19 protein-coding genes and 4 tRNA genes are annotated in these 17,667 nt (G+C 68.2%); 10 read left to right on the top strand and 13 right to left on the bottom strand.

All coding sequences use genetic code 11. The features are described 5' to 3' along the window. Window positions 1-80: 80 nt before the first annotated feature. The 4 genes from HKK74_RS17380 to HKK74_RS17365 are packed head-to-tail and all read right to left on the bottom strand — an operon-like array spanning window position 81 to window position 3,869. Window positions 81-275: a hypothetical protein gene (locus HKK74_RS17380; protein WP_187244280.1), complete on the bottom strand. Its 195-nt coding sequence runs from the start codon at window positions 273-275 to the stop codon at window positions 81-83. Then, a complete protein-coding gene (locus HKK74_RS17375; protein WP_187244279.1) occupies window positions 275-1,318 on the bottom strand; it encodes a TniQ family protein in 1,044 nt (347 codons plus the stop codon). Before HKK74_RS17375 ends, HKK74_RS17380 begins: the two co-directional genes overlap by 1 nt. Further along, on the bottom strand, window positions 1,315-2,235 hold the full coding sequence (locus HKK74_RS17370; RefSeq protein ID WP_312881569.1) for a TniB family NTP-binding protein: 921 nt from the start codon (window positions 2,233-2,235) through the stop codon (window positions 1,315-1,317). The genes HKK74_RS17375 and HKK74_RS17370 overlap by 4 nt, the downstream gene beginning before the upstream one ends. Further along, a complete protein-coding gene (locus tag HKK74_RS17365; RefSeq protein ID WP_222722383.1) occupies window positions 2,232-3,869 on the bottom strand; it encodes a TnsB C-terminal domain-containing protein in 1,638 nt (545 codons plus the stop codon). Before HKK74_RS17365 ends, HKK74_RS17370 begins: the two co-directional genes overlap by 4 nt. 659 nt (window positions 3,870-4,528) lie before the next feature. On the opposite strand from HKK74_RS17365, the gene HKK74_RS17360 reads away from it, so the two are divergent. Then, complete coding sequence (locus HKK74_RS17360) at window positions 4,529-5,908, top strand: tyrosine-type recombinase/integrase (protein ID WP_222722382.1); 1,380 nt, start codon at window positions 4,529-4,531, stop codon at window positions 5,906-5,908. Window positions 5,909-5,972: 64 nt separating this feature from the next. On the opposite strand, the gene HKK74_RS17355 is transcribed toward HKK74_RS17360, so the two are convergent. The 4 genes from HKK74_RS17355 to HKK74_RS17340 form a co-directional block, all read right to left on the bottom strand. After that, window positions 5,973-6,044, bottom strand: a tRNA-Val gene (locus tag HKK74_RS17355). A 17-nt stretch (window positions 6,045-6,061) separates the two neighbouring features. Next, window positions 6,062-6,132, bottom strand: a tRNA-Cys gene (locus HKK74_RS17350). Window positions 6,133-6,162: 30 nt separating this feature from the next. Next, window positions 6,163-6,235: transfer RNA gene (locus HKK74_RS17345), tRNA-Gly, on the bottom strand. A gap of 94 nt (window positions 6,236-6,329) precedes the next feature. Further along, a complete protein-coding gene (locus HKK74_RS17340; protein ID WP_187244276.1) occupies window positions 6,330-6,782 on the bottom strand; it encodes a hypothetical protein in 453 nt (150 codons plus the stop codon). A gap of 42 nt (window positions 6,783-6,824) precedes the next feature. Between HKK74_RS17340 and HKK74_RS17335 the strand changes: the two genes are divergently transcribed. Genes HKK74_RS17335 through HKK74_RS17325 form a run of 3 tightly spaced genes read left to right on the top strand, consistent with a single transcriptional unit; the run spans window position 6,825 to window position 9,355 of the window. After that, entirely contained in the window at window positions 6,825-7,532 is a 708-nt protein-coding gene (locus tag HKK74_RS17335; protein WP_187244275.1) for an ArsR/SmtB family transcription factor, read from the top strand. A 21-nt stretch (window positions 7,533-7,553) separates the two neighbouring features. After that, complete coding sequence (locus HKK74_RS17330) at window positions 7,554-8,534, top strand: chorismate-binding protein (RefSeq protein WP_187244274.1); 981 nt, start codon at window positions 7,554-7,556, stop codon at window positions 8,532-8,534. Continuing rightward, on the top strand, window positions 8,531-9,355 hold the full coding sequence (locus tag HKK74_RS17325) for an aminotransferase class IV (RefSeq protein ID WP_187244273.1): 825 nt from the start codon (window positions 8,531-8,533) through the stop codon (window positions 9,353-9,355). The genes HKK74_RS17330 and HKK74_RS17325 overlap by 4 nt, the downstream gene beginning before the upstream one ends. Window positions 9,356-9,438: 83 nt before the next feature. Here HKK74_RS17325 and HKK74_RS17320 read toward each other — a convergent pair whose 3' ends face one another. After that, on the bottom strand, window positions 9,439-9,756 hold the full coding sequence (locus tag HKK74_RS17320; RefSeq protein WP_187244272.1) for a DMT family transporter: 318 nt from the start codon (window positions 9,754-9,756) through the stop codon (window positions 9,439-9,441). 5 nt (window positions 9,757-9,761) lie between these two features. After that, on the bottom strand, window positions 9,762-10,502 hold the full coding sequence (locus HKK74_RS17315) for a 3-oxoacyl-ACP reductase family protein (protein ID WP_187244271.1): 741 nt from the start codon (window positions 10,500-10,502) through the stop codon (window positions 9,762-9,764). Window positions 10,503-10,627: 125 nt separating this feature from the next. Between HKK74_RS17315 and HKK74_RS17310 the strand changes: the two genes are divergently transcribed. Together HKK74_RS17310 and sthA are read left to right on the top strand one after the other, a co-directional pair. Continuing rightward, entirely contained in the window at window positions 10,628-11,254 is a 627-nt protein-coding gene (locus tag HKK74_RS17310; RefSeq protein ID WP_312881566.1) for a TetR/AcrR family transcriptional regulator, read from the top strand. Window positions 11,255-11,351: 97 nt separating this feature from the next. Next, window positions 11,352-12,755: a Si-specific NAD(P)(+) transhydrogenase gene (gene sthA / locus HKK74_RS17305; RefSeq protein ID WP_187244270.1), complete on the top strand. Its 1,404-nt coding sequence runs from the start codon at window positions 11,352-11,354 to the stop codon at window positions 12,753-12,755. A 122-nt stretch (window positions 12,756-12,877) separates the two neighbouring features. Here the strand turns inward: sthA and HKK74_RS17300 are convergent, their stop codons facing one another. Continuing rightward, the gene (locus HKK74_RS17300) at window positions 12,878-13,300 is read right to left on the bottom strand and encodes an SsgA family sporulation/cell division regulator (protein ID WP_187244269.1); all 423 of its coding nucleotides are present in this window, start codon (window positions 13,298-13,300) and stop codon (window positions 12,878-12,880) included. A gap of 333 nt (window positions 13,301-13,633) precedes the next feature. Here HKK74_RS17300 and HKK74_RS17295 point away from each other — a divergent pair, with 333 nt between their 5' ends. From HKK74_RS17295 to HKK74_RS41460, 4 genes are all read left to right on the top strand, one after another. Beyond that, window positions 13,634-14,089 carry a TIGR02611 family protein gene (locus HKK74_RS17295; protein WP_312881565.1) on the top strand — a complete coding sequence of 152 codons (456 nt, stop codon included), beginning with the start codon at window positions 13,634-13,636 and terminating at the stop codon, window positions 14,087-14,089. A gap of 164 nt (window positions 14,090-14,253) precedes the next feature. Further along, window positions 14,254-14,325, top strand: a tRNA-Val gene (locus HKK74_RS17290). 361 nt (window positions 14,326-14,686) lie between these two features. Next, window positions 14,687-15,181, top strand: coding sequence for a hypothetical protein (locus HKK74_RS17285; protein WP_187244268.1), 495 nt, complete (start codon window positions 14,687-14,689; stop codon window positions 15,179-15,181). 82 nt (window positions 15,182-15,263) lie between these two features. Next, window positions 15,264-15,965, top strand: coding sequence for an integrase core domain-containing protein (locus HKK74_RS41460; RefSeq protein ID WP_187244267.1), 702 nt, complete (start codon window positions 15,264-15,266; stop codon window positions 15,963-15,965). A gap of 176 nt (window positions 15,966-16,141) precedes the next feature. Here HKK74_RS41460 and HKK74_RS17275 read toward each other — a convergent pair whose 3' ends face one another. Together HKK74_RS17275 and HKK74_RS17270 are read right to left on the bottom strand one after the other, a co-directional pair. Then, window positions 16,142-16,573, bottom strand: a complete 432-nt coding sequence (locus HKK74_RS17275) for a pyridoxamine 5'-phosphate oxidase family protein (protein ID WP_187244266.1) — start codon at window positions 16,571-16,573, stop codon at window positions 16,142-16,144. Between the two features lie 10 nt (window positions 16,574-16,583). Further along, window positions 16,584-17,588 (bottom strand): NADP-dependent oxidoreductase, encoded by a 1,005-nt coding sequence (locus HKK74_RS17270; RefSeq protein ID WP_187244265.1) that lies wholly within the window; start codon window positions 17,586-17,588, stop codon window positions 16,584-16,586. Between the last annotated feature and the right edge of the window lie 79 nt (window positions 17,589-17,667).

Raw genomic sequence — 17,667 nt, 5'->3', positions numbered from 1 at the left:
GCCATCCCGGAGTGTCCGTTTCGCGGTACCCAATGACGGAGTCGGTGAGTCGTTCCGGTTCCAAGGAAGTGGAACGGGCCTCATGCCAGGTCGTCCAGGCCGAGGGCGGAGGCGGCCGGGAGGAATCCGGCGGGGACGCCGAGGCCGAACAGGAAGGCGCGTTCCTCCTCGTAGCGACGCTGCGTCCGGTGCCCCAGGGTGAAGATGGCCAGGAGCTGGCGGGCGGCGGCGGGGTCCTCCCGGGCCTGGTTGAGCGCCCGCTCCATCTCCTCCATCAGTTCCCGCCAGACGTCGTTGCGTGGGGCTGGGGGCGGGACCGGAGGGTCGCCGTCGTAGACGGGCCGATGGACGGGAGTGGCCAGGAGCGGCCCGAGCGTGCCACGGGGGGTGATCGTTCCGGTCTGGGCCAGGCGGAGCGCGGTGGCGGCGGCGGCGGGCATCGCGTCTTGCTGGTAATCGCGCAGTTGTTCGTACGGGCGCCATAGCGTGATGCCGCCGCGCGGCGGGCAGCCGCTGGCCTCCCAGATTTGGTCCAGGATGCGCGCGGAGGCGGCGCGGAGGCGGCGCGGAGGCGGGAGGTGGAGATGCTCACCTCGTCGATGAGGGTGCGCAGGAGTCGCAGCCAGACCCCGAGGTGAACGGGCCGGGCGGGCAGGGTAACCGTGCCGGTGGTCAGGCCCTCCCAGGTGAGCCGGTCGACGGCGGCCACGGGCTCGGGGGCTGGCCTGGCGGGCGTCGGCTCGCCCAGGACCAGCCCGATGCGGACGGAGCCCTCGGGTTCCAGCAGGCACCCGTGGTCGGGGCAGCTGAGCATGAGCAGCAGCCCGGCCGTCAGCGCGACGCCGCGGGCAGGATCGGTCGCGCACACCGGGCACACGCGGGGAGGCGCTCGGCGGGGTTCTCGATCCACCGGCAGCCAGGGCAGCCACCGCCCGACGGTGTTGGTGCCGGCCTCCCCGCGGCGCAACAGGACCGAGTCCTGGCGGGTGTAGATGTGGAAGGCATCGGGGGCTTGGTCGGGGTCGAGCGTGTCGGCCAGCCAGGGCACCCACCCGGCGACGGTCATCAGCCGCAGTTCGGCCGTCTCGGTGCCCGTCCGCTCGGCCAAGGCCTCCAGGATCTCCGGTGGCGGGTCCCAGTCCACAGCGTCCTGCTCCACCGTCGCGGCTGGCGTCGAGGCGGGGCCGAGATTGTGGTCCAGCAGTTCCCGGACCGATAGGTCGTAGGGCGCGGCGAGCCGGGCGAGCCAGGATGACAGGGCCTCCCCCGGAGCGGGCGGCGGGTGCAGCGGCCACCGCCGGGACCTGCCGGATCTCATGCCAGTTCGCGTTCGAACAGGCGTCGTCGTTCGGTCGGCCCGGCGTAGTCCGCCATGAGCAGGGTGCGCTGGTTGATCGCCTCTTCGCCGGACTCGATCGCCGCGACGGCGGCGTCGGTGAGCAGCGCGGCCAGTTCCCCGATGGTGCCCTCGCTGCGGGCCAGCAAGTACTCGGCCGTCTCCGGGGTGGCCAGGTGGGAGCGGCGACGCAGCGGGAACGCCGCGGCGAAACTGGCCAGCAGCGCGCCGGCCTCGGTGCCGGGCTCCCAGCGCGGCAGCACGAAGGGAGCAAACCGGTTCTCCAGCTGGTCGTCGGAGCGGACGGCCAGGTAGGCCTCCCGGGTGCCGACGCCCACCAGCGGGATGCGCAGCTCGTTGCCCAGGAACCGCAGCAAGTTGAGGAACTCGCGGCGGGCCTCACCGCGTCCGGCCAGCGCATTGTGCAGCTCATCGATCACCAGCGCCCGCACGCCCGTCTCGCGCAACAGCCGCAGCGTCAGCTGCTCCAGCACCGGCAGTGCTTGCCGCGGCCGCAGCGGCGCCCCGAGCGCGGTCAGCAGCGCGGTGTAGAAGCGCGCCACCCTCGGATCCGACGGCATCTGGACGACCAGGACCGGGATCTCCTCCCGATCAGGGTGCGAGATCGGCGGGTGAGTGCGGCGGAACTTCTCCACGATCATCGACTTGCCGTTGTTGGTCGGGCCGATCAGCAGCAGGTTCGGCATCCGCTGCTTTTCCGGCCAGGCCAGCAGCTCCTCCAGCCGGGTGATGGCGCGAGTGGCGCGGGTGTAACCGATCCACCGGTCCGCCCGCACGTAGGCCAGCCGCTCGGCCGCGGGCAGCCGCGCCACGTTCCGGACCCCCTCGTGCAGGTGCGACAGATCCTCCGGGTCGCCGACCTCCAGCTCTCCGGTCACCACTGCTCGATCACCTCGAACGGCTGTGCCGCTGCTCCGGCCGCCCGGTCCTCCTGGCAGGGCGGCGGTGGTGGTGGTGTCGGCGCTGATGCCGCGCGGTCCCGGGTCGTCGATCGGCGCTGGACCTGACGCCGCGCCTTGCGGGTGGTGGCGGCCGCGGTGTCGGTGATCTGCCGCATCTGCTCCACCATCGCGAACAGCGCGTGCTCATCGACCTGGTCGCGGCCCTGCTCACGCAACCGGGCGACCGCGGCGCGCTGCTCCCACACACTGATCGGCGGCCGCGACAGTGTTCGGTACGGCACCTGCACGTAGGCGTCCCCATCCGGATCCAGAGCCCAGATCCGGGAGATGTCGCGCGGGTCGCGGCGCAGCACAAACTTCTCCAGCCGGTCGCGGCGGGCGATCCACGGTTTGAGCGCGTCGCTGAAGTACTGGACATGGTCGATCGTGAACCCGGTCCGGGTCAGGGTGCGGCGAATCACCGGCAGGAAGTCGACCAGGAACGCCGTCTCGCCGGCCACCGTGGCCGGACGGCCGGACTCGGCGACGCCCTGCTCCCACCGCCCGGCCGGGGTCTGCTTCAACGTGCCGTGCACCTGCCCGTGGTAGGACGCCACCGCCAAGGCCAGCCACTTGTTCAACTCGGCGACGGTCAGCACCGCGGACGCCTGGCTGTCGTAATCGCCGCGCTCGGCCGGGTTGGAGAAGGTAGTGCCGGGCAGCTCATGTACCATCTCCATCATCGTGCCGATCAACCGCTCGATGATCCCGCCGAAGTGCGGCAGCCCCAAGGGCCGGTACTCCAGCGCGATCCCGTGCTGGTCACAGCCCCGCCGCAACGCCTCGCTCTTGAACTCCGCCGCGTTGTCCACGTGGATCATGCGCGGCTTGCCGCTCATCGGCCAGACCGCCTGCACCCCGAGGCGTTCCAACCAGGCCCGCTTGTCGGTCGCCGTGTGCACCAGGCACAGCCCCACCGACAACGCCGAGGGCGGCTCCAGCGTGACGACCAGCCCGACCACGCACCGCGACGCGACGTCGATCGCTGCGGTGACATAGGGCCGTCCGATCGGCCGGCGGAACCGATCGTCCACCACCTCCAGATCGACCACCGTGTGATCCATCTGCACCTGTTCCAGCAGGCCCTCGATCACCGGCGGCTGCCCGCCCGCCGACCGCAGTGCACGAACCCGGTCCGCGCCCTCCCGCGCCGAGACGACCGCCGCCGGGTCCAGCCCTTCAATCCGCCGTACAAGCGTGTTCCGGGCCGGGACAGCCAGCCCCCGCATGCGGCACTGCCGCACCACCTCGCGGTAGACCGCCGCCACCGACCGGCGCTGCCTGCTCAGATAGCGCAACCCGACGACCTCGGCCAGCAGTGCCTCCACCTCATCCGGCAACCGGCTCCAGCCGCGCCCGCCGCTGGAGGTCCCGGGCAGCAGGTCCGTAACCACGCCCTCGCCCTGTCGCCACCGGCGCAGCAGCGCATACACCTGCCGCCGAGAAATACCCAGCTGAGCGGCGGCGGCATCCGCCGCGTCCACACCGACCCGCGCCCGCAGCGCCAACGGTCCGATCACCTCGGCCCGCCGCACCGCGACCGCCCATGCCTCTCCCGATGCTGTCAGCACACCCCGCTCAACGACCTCCGTCAGCCCCTCGTCCAACCACGACCTCACCGTTGCGCACACGAGTACGGACGAAGAGTGACCGTAGTGCACACGACTACGGACAGCAGGAGGATCCGAAGTTCTCTGCAAACCAACCCCATAAACCCAGGACAAACGCGCAGAGGAGTTCGGACATCGACAGTCTCGCCGGATCGCGCTTGTCCGCTTGAGGATCCTCAAACGGACACTGGCCGTCACGGTTCCTGCCCCTAGTTCTGCTGCCCGGTCGGCAGGCCGTCGAGGCAAAGCCACGAAGGCCCGTAATAAGTTCCAATTCATCAAACGATCACGCCTACTGGGGAAATTAGACCAACTGTATTTGGTAAATGAGCTTTCCCTGGGTTCACGGATACTCCGTTTGACGTGGCCATGTGGTCGTCACAATGAGATGCCCGCCCCGTCCGTCCCGCGCTCCCTGCGCTGGCTGGCGGGACCCCTGATCCCGTAGATCCGCATGCCATTTTGCAGAGTGGGCCAAGTAAGTGGTTGCTGATTGAACTTCGGTTTCTGGATCGTAGTCACTGTGGGTGTGGATCAGGCCGTTGACCTGCGTTGATTGTGATGAAGGCCTGGCCTGAAGACATGGTTGACGGTCAGGTGACGGTCAAACGATCAAGGTGATGGTGACCATGGGTTACGTACGAACACGGTTGCGTAAGGACGGGAGTCCGAGGTACACCGCGTATTTCTGGGACGTGCGCGGCCGGGAGCGCTCGGCGGGCACGTTCGCGACGAGGAAAGAGGCCGTCCGGGCGTGGCGGCGTGCGGAAGCCGGTGCGGGGGAGGGGCGGTTTGCTGATCTTCGCAGTGGTCGGCAGCCCTTCGCTCGCTACGTCTCACTAGTGTGGCTGGCCAATCATCGGATGGAGGCCAACACACGTCAGGGCTACATCTCGGTGATTGAGAAGTACCTGTTGCCGGAGTTCGGGGCGATCCGGATGATCGAGATCCTGCCCTCGCACGTGCGGGACTTCCTGCGCCGGCTCACCGATGCCGGTAAGTCAGCGATGATGGTGCAGCGGTGCAAGACGGTGCTGAGTTCGATTTTCACTACCGCGCTCAACGATCAAGTGATCGCCCTGCATCCCTGCCGTGGGGTGGCGGTACCTCCGGTGGTGGCCAAACCGCTGACCATCGTGAGCCCGGCGGAGTTCGAGGCAATCGTTGAGGCGTTGCCGGATGAGCAGTCACGGCTGCTGGCCGAGACCGCCCTCGAAGGCGGGCTGCGCTGGGGCGAGCTGACCGAGCTCCGCCTGGGTGATCTCGATCCGGTGACGCGGATGCTCACCGTGGCGCGCACGGTCGTGGAGCTGCGGCCGGGCTACCACCCGTCCGGGGCGCGGTTCCTGGTCAAGGGCTATCCGAAGAGCCGGGAGTTCCGCCGGATCAAACTCAGCAGCACTCTTGTCGCCCGCATCAGAGCCTATGCCGCGGAACGTGGGCTCGGTAGCGATGATCTGCTGTTCACAGCGCCCCAATCCCGGCGGCCGACGGAGCGGCGGTTGCTGGAGCTGCCCGATCCTGCCGGAGCCACGGCTCCCAATGCGGCAGGGCGCCGGTACCGCCATGGAACCCTGTCCGGGTATTCGATGGGCCGCTGCCGCTGCTCGTGGTGCCGGGCCGCGTACGCCCGCTATCGGGCCGTGCGCCGCGCAGCCGGCAAGGACCAGCCGCGGGCCGGGCGGAGGTTGGACACCGACGGGCACATCCCCCGCGACTGGTTCCGCCAGCGCATCTGGGACCCCGCAGTCCAGGCCGCTGGGATCGGACGGCGTGTGCGGGTACGGGATCTGCGGCACGCGCACGCCTCCTGGCTGCTGGCCGGGGGAGCGGACCTGCAGACCGTAAGAGAACGCCTCGGCCACGCCGGGCTGCGGGCCACCGAACGCTACCTGCACACCCTGCCCGACGCCGACGACACCGCCCTGACCGCCTTCCACCGCACCCGAGCCGGCATCCGGATACTCCGTGATGTCGGGACATCGGCCACGGTCAAATAACGGTCAAACGATCAAAACCCGGCCGCCCTTCATGGCGGGCCGGGTTCTGACCTGGGGAAACGTGTGGGCGATACTGGGATTGAACCAGTGGCCTCTACCGTGTCAAGGTAGCGCTCTCCCACTGAGCTAATCGCCCGAGACTGACAGCGGTCGAGGTGGAGACGGGATTTGAACCCGTGTACACGGCTTTGCAGGCCGTTGCCTCGCCTCTCGGCCACTCCACCAGCGCGAGGCCGCACTGCTCGGCCTCTCCGAGCGGACGACGGGATTCGAACCCGCGACCCTCACCTTGGCAAGGTGATGCTCTACCAGCTGAGCCACGTCCGCCTGCGCCCCACCCGGCGAGCGGGGGCGACGGAGAAAACCATAGCCAATCCGGGCCGTTTCCCCAAACCGATTAGCCCAGCCGGCCACGCGGGTGTCAGGTCAGCCTGCCCATCTGGCGGGCGTACCAGGTCACCCCGGAGACGTGGTCGGCGATCTCGCGCAGCGTCCAGCTGGGCGTACGTGGGATGTCCCATTCCGCTGGGCAGGCCGCGTACCGCAGCTCGTGCCACTGGCCCAGCCGTGTCTGCCGTTGTCTCGTCTCGGCCAGGTCGGTCTCGGTGAAGCGGGCCCAGTCGCTGTCGAAGGTCACCGTCCGCCCGTGCCATTCGTCAGGGATCGTGGGTGCCCCGGCGAGAAGCGCCTCGACCTCCGCCAGGTGGTCGATCAGATGGTCGGTGATCCGGCGCAGGGCCTTGTGCGGGGTCCACAGGCTCCCACCCTCGCCGATCCGTGGCCGACCGTCCCAGGCCAGCCAGCTCGAGGCGATCTCCAGGCACTCGCGGACGGAGTCGGACACGGCTGCTCCGGGGTTCTCGTTCGATGTCATGCTTCGATGCTGGGACAACAATGGTTCGTCTACCGTCGAAGCATGTCCGCATACGACTCCGACATCGCACCGGTCGCCGCCCTGCTCGCGGACCGGACTCGCGCGGCCATGCTGACCGCGATGCTCGGCGGGCTTCCGCTGGCGGCCGGGGAACTCGCCAAGGTCGCCGGCGTCACCGCCCAGACGGCGAGCGCGCACCTCGCCAGGCTGCTCGACGGGGGGCTCGTCACCGTGATCAAGCAGGGTCGCCACCGCTACTACGAGCTGACGAGCGCCGACGTGGCCCAGGTCATCGAGGCACTCAGCCAGATCAGCCCGCCGATCGAGCCGCGAAGCCTGCGCCAGAGCAGGCAGGCCGAGGCGCTGCGGCAGGCGCGTACGTGTTACGACCACCTCGCCGGCCGGGCCGGGGTGGAGCTGTTCGCCGGTCTGTGCGACAACATGCTCTTCGATCCGGACGCCTGCGATCTCACGGCTGAGGGGGAGGAGCGGCTGAGCCGGTTCGGTCTCGAGACCGCCGGCCTGCGCAGAGCCCGCCGCAGGTTCGCCGGCCCCTGCCTGGACTGGACCGAGCGGCGCCCGCATCTCAGCGGCGCGCTGGGAGCGGCGATCACCACGCGGCTGATCGAACTGCGCTGGCTGGAGCGAGGCCGGGTGCCGCGGGCGCTCGTCGTGACCGCTGAGGGCGGCCGGGGCCTGCGCGAGACGTTCGGTTGCGTGCTGGACGAGCCGGTGGCAAGAGCGTCCTGAGCACGCGCGACACTGGGTGACATGCACGACGCTTTCGCCCATGTCGGCGGAGTCCTGGCCACCGGCCTGGCCGAGGTCACCTGCGATCTGGCCGTGCTCGATTCGGGCGGCTGGTGGGCCGTGGTGATCACCTATGAGGGCAAGGTCACCTGTGCGCGCTTCGAGACCGTACGGCCGGCTCCGCTGCCATGGGCGCCATGGACCGGCCCGACGGACTGGACCACGTCGATGGACGAGGCCGCCTACGTCGACGGCGTCCGTGCGATCCGCGACGCCATCGCGGACGGCATCGTCTACCAGGCCAATCTCTGCCGCGTCCTGACCGCGCCATTGCCGGCCGGCGCCGAGATCGCCGGCCTCGGCGCCCGGCTGGCGCGGGGCAATCCCGCGCCGTACGCCGCCGTCATAGACGTGCCCGGGGCGCGGGTCGCCAGTGCGTCGCCGGAGCTTTACCTGTCCAGGGACGGAGACGTCGTCGAATCACGGCCGATCAAGGGCACCGGGCGGACGGAGCAGGATCTGCTGCCCAAGGACCAAGCGGAGAACGTCATGATCGTCGATCTGGTCCGCAACGACCTGGGCCGGGTGGCTGAGATCGGCTCGGTGACGGTGCCCGAGCTCTGCGCGGTCGAGGAGCACCCCGGGCTGGTGCACCTGGTTTCGACGGTACGGGCCAGGCTCGCCCCCGGGCGGGGATGGCCGGAACTGATCGAGGCGACCTTTCCCCCCGGATCGGTGACCGGCGCGCCGAAGTCGAGCGCAGTCACCCTGCTCGATGAACTCGAACCCATGCCGCGTGGGCCGTACTGTGGGGCTATCGGCTGGGTGGACGCGGATTCCCGGCGCGGTGCCCTCGCGGTGGGCATCCGTACGTTCTGGGCGGAGGAGGGCCTGCTCAAGTTCGGCACCGGGGCGGGAATCACCTGGGGTTCCGATCCGCATCGCGAATGGCGTGAGACCGAGCTCAAGGCGGCTCGGCTATTGGAGGTTGCAGCACAGTGAAGGTCTGGCTCAACGGGGAACTGCACGCGCCCGAAGACGCGCAGGTGTCGGTCTTCGATCACGGCATGCTCGTCGGCGACGGAGTGTTTGAAACGATCAAGGTGGTGAACGGCGAGCCCTTTGCTCTGACCCGGCACCTTGAGCGGTTGGGCCGCTCGGCGGCCGGCCTCGGGCTGCCCGAGCCGGACAAGGAGGCGCTGCGGCAGGGCACGCTGGACGTCCTCACAGCCGCGCCCCAGTGGCCGCTCGGCCGGGTGCGCATCACCTACACCAGCGGTCCCGGCCCGCTCGGCTCCGACCGGGGCGCCGAGGGCGCGACGGCGGTCATCATCGCCGCCGAGCAGAAGCCGTTCCCGGCCACCGCCAACGTCACCGTCGTGCCCTGGCCGCGCAACGAGAGGGGCGCGCTGACCGGTCTGAAGACGACGTCGTACGCCGACAACGCCCTTGCCCTCGCCTACGCCAAGGAGCGCAACGGGGGAGAGGCGATCTTCGGCAACCTCGCCGGTGACCTGTGCGAGGGCACCGGGAGCAATGTCTTCTTGGTGAGGGACGGGCGGCTCGTCACGCCGCCGCTCTCGTCCGGTTGCCTGGCCGGCGTCACCCGGGCCCTCGTTCTGGAGTGGTGCGGCGGCGAGGAGGAGAACCTGCCTCTCGACGACTTCTACCGCGCCGACGAGGCGTTCCTGGTGTCGACGACGCGGGACGTGCAGCCCATCGGGGCCATCGACGACGTCGTGCTGTCGAACGCGCCCGGACCGGTCACCCGCAAGGCCATGGAGACGTTCGCGGCCCGTTCGGCCGAGGTGACCGATCCCTGATCCATCCCTTGATCGTCCACCTCATGCCATGATCAAGCGCTCGGCCGCCGGCGAACGAGTGCAAGATCATGGCATGGTGGGCGTCAGCCTTCGGTCGCGCGCAGCCCGACGACGCCGATGAGGATCAGGGTCAGGCAGGCGAGCCGTACCGTCGAGGCGCTCTCGCCCAGAGCGACGATCCCGGCGAGCGCGACACCGAGCGCGCCGAGGCCCACCCAGATCGCGTAGGCGGTGCCCACGGGCAGGGAGCGCAAGGCCAGCGACAGCAGGACGAAGCTCAGTATCGCCGTCGTGACGCCGAGGATGCTCGGCCAGGGCTTGGTGAAGCCGTCGGAGACCTTCAGCGCGAGCGCCCACACGATCTCGAGCAGGGCGGCGATGAGTACGAGGATCCACGCCATGATCGTCAGGCCGCGAATCCGCCGTCGACGGCGATCGAGGCGCCGGTGATGAATCCGGCGCCGGCACCCGCCAGATGGGCGACGGTGCCGGCGATCTCGTCGGCTCTGCCGTAGCGGCCCACCGCGCTGAAGGCGATCTCGGCCTCGGCATCGGGGGAGTCGGCCGGGTTCATCTCGGTGTCGGTCGAGCCGGGCTGGACGACGTTGACGGTGATGCCACGTGGCCCGAGATCGCGCGCGAGTCCCTTGGTCAGCCCGGTCAGTGCGGATTTGCTCATCGCGTAGAGACTCACCCCCGGATAGGGGACCCGCTCGGCGAGGCTGCTGCCGATGTTGATGATGCGTCCCCCCGGTTCCATGCGCCGCGACGCCGCCTGGGCGGCGACGAAGGCGCCACGGACATGGACCGCGAGCGTACGGTCCACCTGGTCGACCGTCATGGCCTCGAACGGGCCGTGCTCGTAGATGCCGGCGTTGTTGACCAGGATGTCCAGCCGCCCGAGTTCGGCGGCGGTTCGCTCGACGGCTCCGATGACGGCCTCGGGGTCCGCTGCGTCGGCCTCGATCGCGAGCCCGCGCCGGCCGCCGGCACGGATCTCGGCGACCACGTCCTCGGCCCTGGCCTTCGCCCGCACATAGGTGAGCGCCACGTCGGCACCGTCACGTGCCAGGCGCAGGGCGATCGCTGCGCCGATGCCCCTGCTCCCGCCGGTGACCAGCGCCACCCTGCCCTCGAGTCCTGTCATGTCATGCCCTCCACACGAATAAGCGGAACTTTCTCCGGTTATAACATAACCGGAGTCGGTTCCGCATATGTCCGTCTGCTGGAAGGAAGGTTCCGATAGCCTTGGCGCGAGGGAGAGGGAGCCTCGTGATCAAACAGGGAGCCCGACGCGAGCTGCCCGTCGTCGGCCGACCCCCGGCAGAACGAGCGGATGCCGCGCAGAACCGCCGCAAGATCCTTGAGGCGGCGTCGCGCATCGTCGCCGCCCGCGGTGTCGAGAGCCTGTCGATGGACGAGGTCGCCCGCGAGGCCGGCGTCGGCGTGGGCACGGTCTACCGCCGGTTCGGCGACCGGGCCGGCCTGCTCTACGCCCTGATCGACGATCGCGAACGAGAGTTCCAGGAGACCTTCCTCCACGGTGATCCGCCGCTCGGCCCGGGAGCCGAGCCGCTGCGGCGCATCCGGGCCTTCATCGACGCCCTCGTCGACCGCACCGAGGCGCAGTCGACGCTGTTGGTGATGGCCGAGATGGACTCGCCCGACGCGCGGTTCGCCGATGGGGCGTACGCCGTTTATCACACCCATCTGGCCACGCTGATCTCTCAGGCGAGACCCGGCACGGACGCCCACTACCTCGCGGACGCGCTGCTGGCCCCGCTCGCCGCGAACCTGTTCAGGTACCAGCGCCGCGCCCGCGGGATGGACGTAGACCGCATCAAGACCGGCCTGGATGACCTGATCACCGGCCTGGACACCGATCACTCCGCGCGCTGATCATCACGCTTCGGCCACCGTACGGCCGGTTCGCGGTGGGGCCTTTGTTACATGAAGGGCCTTCAAGACACGCCCCCCGGCGGCCACACTGAGGGGCGTGAAAGACTTCGATCTCATCGTGCTCGGATCCGGTCCCGGCGGTCAGAAGGCGGCCATCGCGGCGGCCAAGCTGGGGCGCCGGGTCGCGGTCGTCGATCGGCGGGACATGATCGGCGGGGTGTGCATCAACACCGGCACGATCCCCTCCAAGACGCTCCGCGAGGCCGTGCTCTACCTCACCGGTCTCAACCAGCGTGACCTGTACGGCCAGAGCTACCGCGTCAAAGACGACATCACGGTCGCCGACCTCGGCATGCGCACGCAGCACGTCATCGGGCGCGAGGTCGACGTGATCCGCAGCCAGCTCGCGCGCAACCACGTGAGCGTTGTCGCCGGTACTGGCCGGTTCCTCGACCCGCACACGATCGGCGTGGTCGACCCCGCCGGCCGCGAGCAGAAGATCACCGCAGACAAGATCGTCATCGCCACGGGAACCTGCCCGGCCCGGCCCGACAGCGTCGAGTTCGACGAGAACACGATCATCGACTCCGACGGCATCCTGCGGATCGAGCGGGTACCCGAGTCCATGGTCGTCGTGGGTGCCGGGGTGATCGGCATCGAGTACGCGTCGATGTTCGCCGCTCTCGGCACCAAGGTCACCGTTGTCGAGCGGCGGGAGCGGATGCTGGAGTTCTGCGACCTCGAGGTGGTCGAGGCGCTGAAGTACCACCTGCGCGACCTCGCGGTGACCTTCCGGTTCGGCGAGACCGTGGCGGCGGTCGAGCGGCGCCCGCGCGGCGCCATCACCATCCTCGAGAGCGGTAAGAAGATCCCTGCGGACATGGTCATGTACTCCGCCGGACGGCACGGGATGACCGCCGGGCTGGGTCTGGAGGCGGCCGGACTGACCGCCGACAGTCGCGGCCGAATCTCCGTCGACGAGTACTTCCGTACGGAGGTGCCCCACGTCTACGCGGTCGGGGACGTCATCGGCTTCCCGTCGCTCGCGGCGACGTCCATGGAGCAGGGCCGGCTGGCGGCGCAGCACGCGTGCGGAGAGGCCGCCAACGCCATGCACGAGCTTCAGCCGATCGGGATCTACACGATTCCGGAGATCAGCTTTGTCGGCCGTACCGAGGACGAACTGACCAAGACGAGCATTCCGTTCGAGGTCGGCGTCTCGCGCTACCGGGAACTCGCCCGCGGCCAGATCATCGGAGACTCCTACGGAATGCTCAAGCTGCTCGTCTCACCCGAGGATCACCGCCTGCTCGGCGTGCATGTGTTCGGCACCGGCGCCACGGAGTTGGTTCACATCGGCCAGGCCGTGATGGGCTGCGGCGGCACTGTGGACTATCTCGTCGACGCCGTGTTCAACTACCCGACGCTCGCGGAGTCGTACAAGGTCGCCGCCCTGGACGCCATGAACAAGATGCGGCACATCGCCCGCCTCAGCGAGTGACGCGCCTCCCGAACGCGGGAGGCTCGGGCTCCTCACGCCACCGGAGACGCCGTCGGTGACGCCGCATCGGCCCGTACGACCATCGCACGAGGTCGCGAGGTCGCGAGGCGGCGTGGCGGTGATCAAGAGGGCCAGAGCAGATCGTCCAGTTCGGTCTCCATATCGATGAACTCCGTCTCACGGCCGGCGGCCACGATCTCGTACGTGCGGTGCAGGAAGTCGGCGAGCGGCAGGAGCGGAACCTCGAAGAGAGCGTTGCCGAAAGGTGAGGACAGCGCGATGTTCAGGGCATGCTCGTTCTGCTGGCTCATGGGCCACACCTGAACGTCGCCTTCGCCGACCTGGCGGACGATTCCGACGGTCAGCAGCTCACGAGCGAAGATCCATTCGACCGGGTCGTCGTTGCCGACGTAGAACGACATGCGGATCGCGTAGGGGTCGTCGGCGGCGTACTCCAGGCAGGCGAGCAGGGGGACGGCCGCACTGTCAGGAACGACGAGCCGAAGGCCAAACTCGGCCGAGACTGTGGTGCTGCTGCTGTTCATGGCCATTTCCTTCAGACGTCGGTCCCGCATGGCGGGGCGCTCCGATGAGTACTCGCTCCCTCCACGGGTCTCCCCGCGATCTATGAGGCGTAACTGAGAACAGTTGGGGGAACATTCCGTCTCCGGCGCCGGATGTGACGTATCTCACGTAAGCTCAAGTGGGTCTTGACCTGGGCAAAGACGGACAATCCAACTCCGGAGATGGTCTTGAACTCCGCCACGGGGCCGGATCTGTAGCCTTTGAGATGAGTAACGTGCGAAGCTGATCCGTTGGTTGCGCAATGGCCCCTTGAAGTTCTGAAGAGCCCGCTTCGTTGACATAGGGTAAAGATCGTGGCGATTAACCATGACAGAAACGTCGATGTCGAATCCGAGTCCCAGGACCCGGAGGGCGACGGTCCACCGCGCGGCTTCAAGCGGTTCCGCGAGTTCGTCCGCCGATACCGCCTCCTGAACACCACCTGGCAGATCGGTGTCTTCACGGTCGGAGCGACCGTGCTGGTGGCCGGTCTGGTCATGATGGTGACCCCCGGGCCGGGCTGGGTTGCGATCTTCGTCGGCCTGGCGATCCTGGCGACCGAGTTCGCCTGGGCCCAGACCGCGCTGCACAAGGCCAAGCAGGCGGCCGCGAAGGCCAAGGAGAAGGCTCTCGACCCCCGGGTTCGAAAGCGCAACCAGATTATCGCCGTGGTCTTCGGCCTGCTCGTCGGCGCCGCGGTGACCGCCTACTTGATCATTTACGGATTCAACCTTCCGTGGAACACCGACCTCATGGCAGTGTGGGAATGATCATCTCCCCTGGTGTTGGAGCCGATCGCACCAGGTGACCGACCCGAGCTCAGAGGCCTGGGGCGGGCACCATCCGCGGCGGCCGGCGGTCACTGCGGCGCGAGAACACCTGCGGATGCGCTAATCTTTGGCGAGCGACGGAACACCGCAGGGTGCACCGTCCGGGGCGATTAGCTCAGTGGGAGAGCGCTTCGTTCACACCGAAGAGGTCACTGGTTCGAACCCAGTATCGCCCACCCTCGTTTCCCCAGCTAAGACCCCTCCTCGGAGGGGTCTTCGTCGTTACTGGGACCCTGATCAGGGGCGGAAGTCAGCGAAAAGTCAGCAAGTACTCCGCGTACGCGGGTGTGCCGGTCGCGTGAGGCGTGGGTGTAGCGGTCGAGGGTGGTCGAGGTCTGCTCGGCAGGCAGGTACCAGCCCGTCCGCCGGAAAGGCTACGAGGCTCCGCCCCCGCGCAAGTCCCGAACCGTCCAGCTCCACCCTGCCGCCCGATCGTTGGGCAAGCAGCTGCGGGCGGTCACGGGAACGGCGGTCCCGCCGCCGACCCGCTACCCATCGGGCTCGCGAGGTTAGGGGCTGTCGCGCCAAGATGTGCGAGTGACTGAGCGCGAATCGGAGTTGCTGGCGTTGCTGTGTGAGCTCGATGATCCGGAGTGGCTGGAGTGGCCGCGAGATTACGATCACAGCGAGACCCGCGTGCTGTTCAGCGGCCTGGTGGCACGGCTTGAGGGCGACTTCGCAGCTCGATGCGCCACCGAACAAGACACCCAGGACTCCAGCGAGTACGGGCGTGTCACCGTACCTGCGGAAGCAACCGTGTGCGGGACCCGGATCGTGGTCTGCGTGAGCAAGTTCGGACCCCTTGCCCTTGTCTCTGCTGACAACCCTGGAGCCTTCTTGGGTACGGATGACGCCCAAGCGGAGGGCGAGTTGGATGCCGCCGATCTCACCAAAATCAATCAAGCGTTGGTCGATCTCGGATATGCGGTAGTTCCTGAAGAACTGCTGGAGCGCGACTACGAAGGGCCGAGCCAACTACCCTGGCACGTCCAGCAGGCCAGTTGGTGGCATCGCTTCTTCGGCACGTTCTGACGATCCACGTGCCCGGACAGTCGGCCTGTGCGGTGCCAGAACTCGTTCAGGGTGGTTGACCTGGGGTTTATCCTCGCCCGTCGTGTGCTTCCGTCTGCTGTATCTGATCTTTGTCCGGGCGCTGGGATGGCTGGTGTTGCTGACCCGCAGTGGTTCTTCCAAGGACGTGGAAATTCTCGTGTTGCGGCATGAGATGGCGATCTTGCGCCGCCACGTTGCTCATCCCAAGCCGGACTGGGCTGATCGGGCGATCCTGGCCGCGCTCACGCGCCACCTTCCGAGACGGCTTCGGGCGTATCGGATCGTGACACCGCGCACGCTGCTGGCCTGGCACCGCAGGCTGGTCAAGCGGCACTGGAGGTATCCGAACCGGTCCGGTCGCCCGCCCATCCCCAAGGAGGTACGTGACCTCGTCGTACGCATGGCGGCGGATATCCGGGACCGCGATGGCAAGTTCTCTGGAGTCTTTGATGAGGTGTTCACCGGTACCGGCATCCGGATCATCAAGACCCCATCCCGGGCGCCTCGGGCGAACTGCTATGCGGAGCGATTCGTCGGGACGCTACGGCGCGAGTGCCTGGACCATCTGCTGATCTACGGCGCACAGCATTTGCGTAAGGTGCTCGCCGATTACGAGCGGCACTATAACGATCATCGTCCGCATCAGTCCCGGGACCAAAGGCCACCGCTGCACGAACCCGGCCGAGTGATCGACACGACCGCCCGGATCCAGCGCCATAAGGTCGCCGGAGGCCTGATCAACCAGTACCGGAGAGCAGCCTAGTATCATCCAAAACCCCAGCTCAGAGCCGATGCGCGGATATTGGCACGGCACAGGGTTTCGAGAAGATTCCGGCTATCGGATGGGTGAGGGTTGGGGTCAGCTGTGTTCGGCGTGCATCCGTGGCCGGGGACCTGGGTGTCGAACCAGGCGAGTCGCGGCCTCAGGTGCGTCGAAGGTCAGCCGAACTCCTTGCCGAAGTCGAACGTGCGCCACCGTTGTGGCCGGATGTGGATGGTGATCCACGATGACAACGCGTCCTTGATCGATGCGAAGAACCGCTCGCCGTTCAGGGGTCCCAGGTATCGGATCGCCCATCGCCGGTATTCTTCCGGGTCAGTCGGCTCGTAGGCGGTCACCGGTCCGTCGATGGAGACGAACTTGTACGGCATCTCTTCCTGTTGCACGGCAAAGCCCACGTAGCCGGCCTCCTGGATCAGGCCCAGCTTGCGGCTGCCGGACGGGGTGCTGATCCGGATCTCACCACCCTCGGTGTAGGCGTACCAGATCGGGATAAGGAGCGAGGCGTGCCTGTCGGGGACACTGAGCATTCCGATGTGCGTGCCGGCCAGGAACGTCTCGCGTTCGGCGATGGTCATGAGCGTGGACATAGTCTCTCCTTCACACCAGGCGGACCAGCATCTTGCCGGTGTTGGCACCGCGCAGCACGCCGAGGAAGGCGCCCGGCGCCTGGTCGAGGCCCTCCACCACGGTCTCCTCAGTGCGCAGGTTGCCGTCGGTGAGCCAGGACGCGGCCTTGGCGAGGTACTCGGGCAAGACGTCGGGGTGGTCGGTCACCAGCACGCCCCGCAGGGTCAGCCGTTTGGTGACCACGTCGTATAGGTTGCTCGGGCCGGGAACCGGCTCCGTGGCGTTGTACTGGCTGATCATCCCGACCAGGGCGGCCTTGCCGTGGACCTTCAGCGCGCTGATGGCGGCCTGCAGGTGGTCGCCGCCGACGTTGTCGACGTACACGTCGATGCCCTCGGGGGCGAGCTCGGTGAGCCGCTCGGCCAGCGAGCCGACGCGGTAGTCGATGGCGGCGTCGAATCCGAAGTCCTCGACGATCTTCTTGGTCTTCTCGGGTCCTCCGGCCGAGCCGATCACCTTGGCCGCGCCCAGCTTGCGGGCGAGCTGGCCGGCGACGCTGCCGACCGCCCCGGCGGCGCCGGAGACGAAGACCACGTCGCCGGGCTCGACCGGCGCGATCCGGGTGACGGCGAGGTAGGCGGTCATGCCGGTCGGGCCGAGCGCGCCCAGGTAGTCCTGGGGGCGGGCGAGCCCCGTGTCGACGACGGTCGCGGCGGCGGCGTCCAGGACGGCGTACTCCCGCCATCCCAGGAAGTGCGAGACCGTCGCCCCGACCGGGACCTGCGCGGCCCGGGAGGCGATCACCTCGCCGATCGCGCTGCCCTCCAGCGCGGCGCCGACCTCGAACGGCGCTATATAAGACTCGCGGTCGTCCATCCGGCCCCGCATGTACGGGTCGACCGACATCCAGGTGTTGCGGACCAGGATCTGGCCCGCGCCGGGCTCCGGCACCGCCACCTCGGCCAGCTCGAAGTTCTCCGGTCCCGGCTCGCCGAAGGGGCGAGAGGCAAGGCGGATCTCACGATGGATACTCATCGTCGGTCCTTTCATCGAAGTGATGTGCTTCAGCCTGGCCCGCGGCGCTTTGGGTTTTCTGCGGGGTCGCTTTAGGCCC

It is taken from the genome of Actinomadura alba (assembly GCF_014323705.1).
GTDB classification, from domain to species: domain Bacteria; phylum Actinomycetota; class Actinomycetes; order Streptosporangiales; family Streptosporangiaceae; genus Actinomadura_C; species Actinomadura_C alba.
The sequence above is the reverse complement of the archived record's forward strand: the minus strand, read 5'-3'. Positions and strand labels throughout refer to the sequence as shown.

Coding starts and splice junctions, on each gene's coding strand:
- HKK74_RS17270 (WP_187244265.1), bottom strand. CDS start 17,588: ATGAGTATCCATCGTGAGATCCGCCTTGCCTCTCGCCCCTTCGGCGAG.
- HKK74_RS17300 (WP_187244269.1), bottom strand. CDS start 13,300: ATGAACAGCAGCAGCACCACAGTCTCGGCCGAGTTTGGCCTTCGGCTC.
- HKK74_RS17320 (WP_187244272.1), bottom strand. CDS start 9,756: ATGGCGTGGATCCTCGTACTCATCGCCGCCCTGCTCGAGATCGTGTGG.
- HKK74_RS17380 (WP_187244280.1), bottom strand. CDS start 275: ATGGAGGAGATGGAGCGGGCGCTCAACCAGGCCCGGGAGGACCCCGCC.
- HKK74_RS17340 (WP_187244276.1), bottom strand. CDS start 6,782: ATGACATCGAACGAGAACCCCGGAGCAGCCGTGTCCGACTCCGTCCGC.
- HKK74_RS17375 (WP_187244279.1), bottom strand. CDS start 1,318: ATGAGATCCGGCAGGTCCCGGCGGTGGCCGCTGCACCCGCCGCCCGCT.
- HKK74_RS17335 (WP_187244275.1), top strand. CDS start 6,825: ATGTCCGCATACGACTCCGACATCGCACCGGTCGCCGCCCTGCTCGCG.
- HKK74_RS17275 (WP_187244266.1), bottom strand. CDS start 16,573: ATGTCCACGCTCATGACCATCGCCGAACGCGAGACGTTCCTGGCCGGC.
- HKK74_RS17360 (WP_222722382.1), top strand. CDS start 4,529: ATGGTGACCATGGGTTACGTACGAACACGGTTGCGTAAGGACGGGAGT.
- HKK74_RS17330 (WP_187244274.1), top strand. CDS start 7,554: ATGCACGACGCTTTCGCCCATGTCGGCGGAGTCCTGGCCACCGGCCTG.
- HKK74_RS17315 (WP_187244271.1), bottom strand. CDS start 10,502: ATGACAGGACTCGAGGGCAGGGTGGCGCTGGTCACCGGCGGGAGCAGG.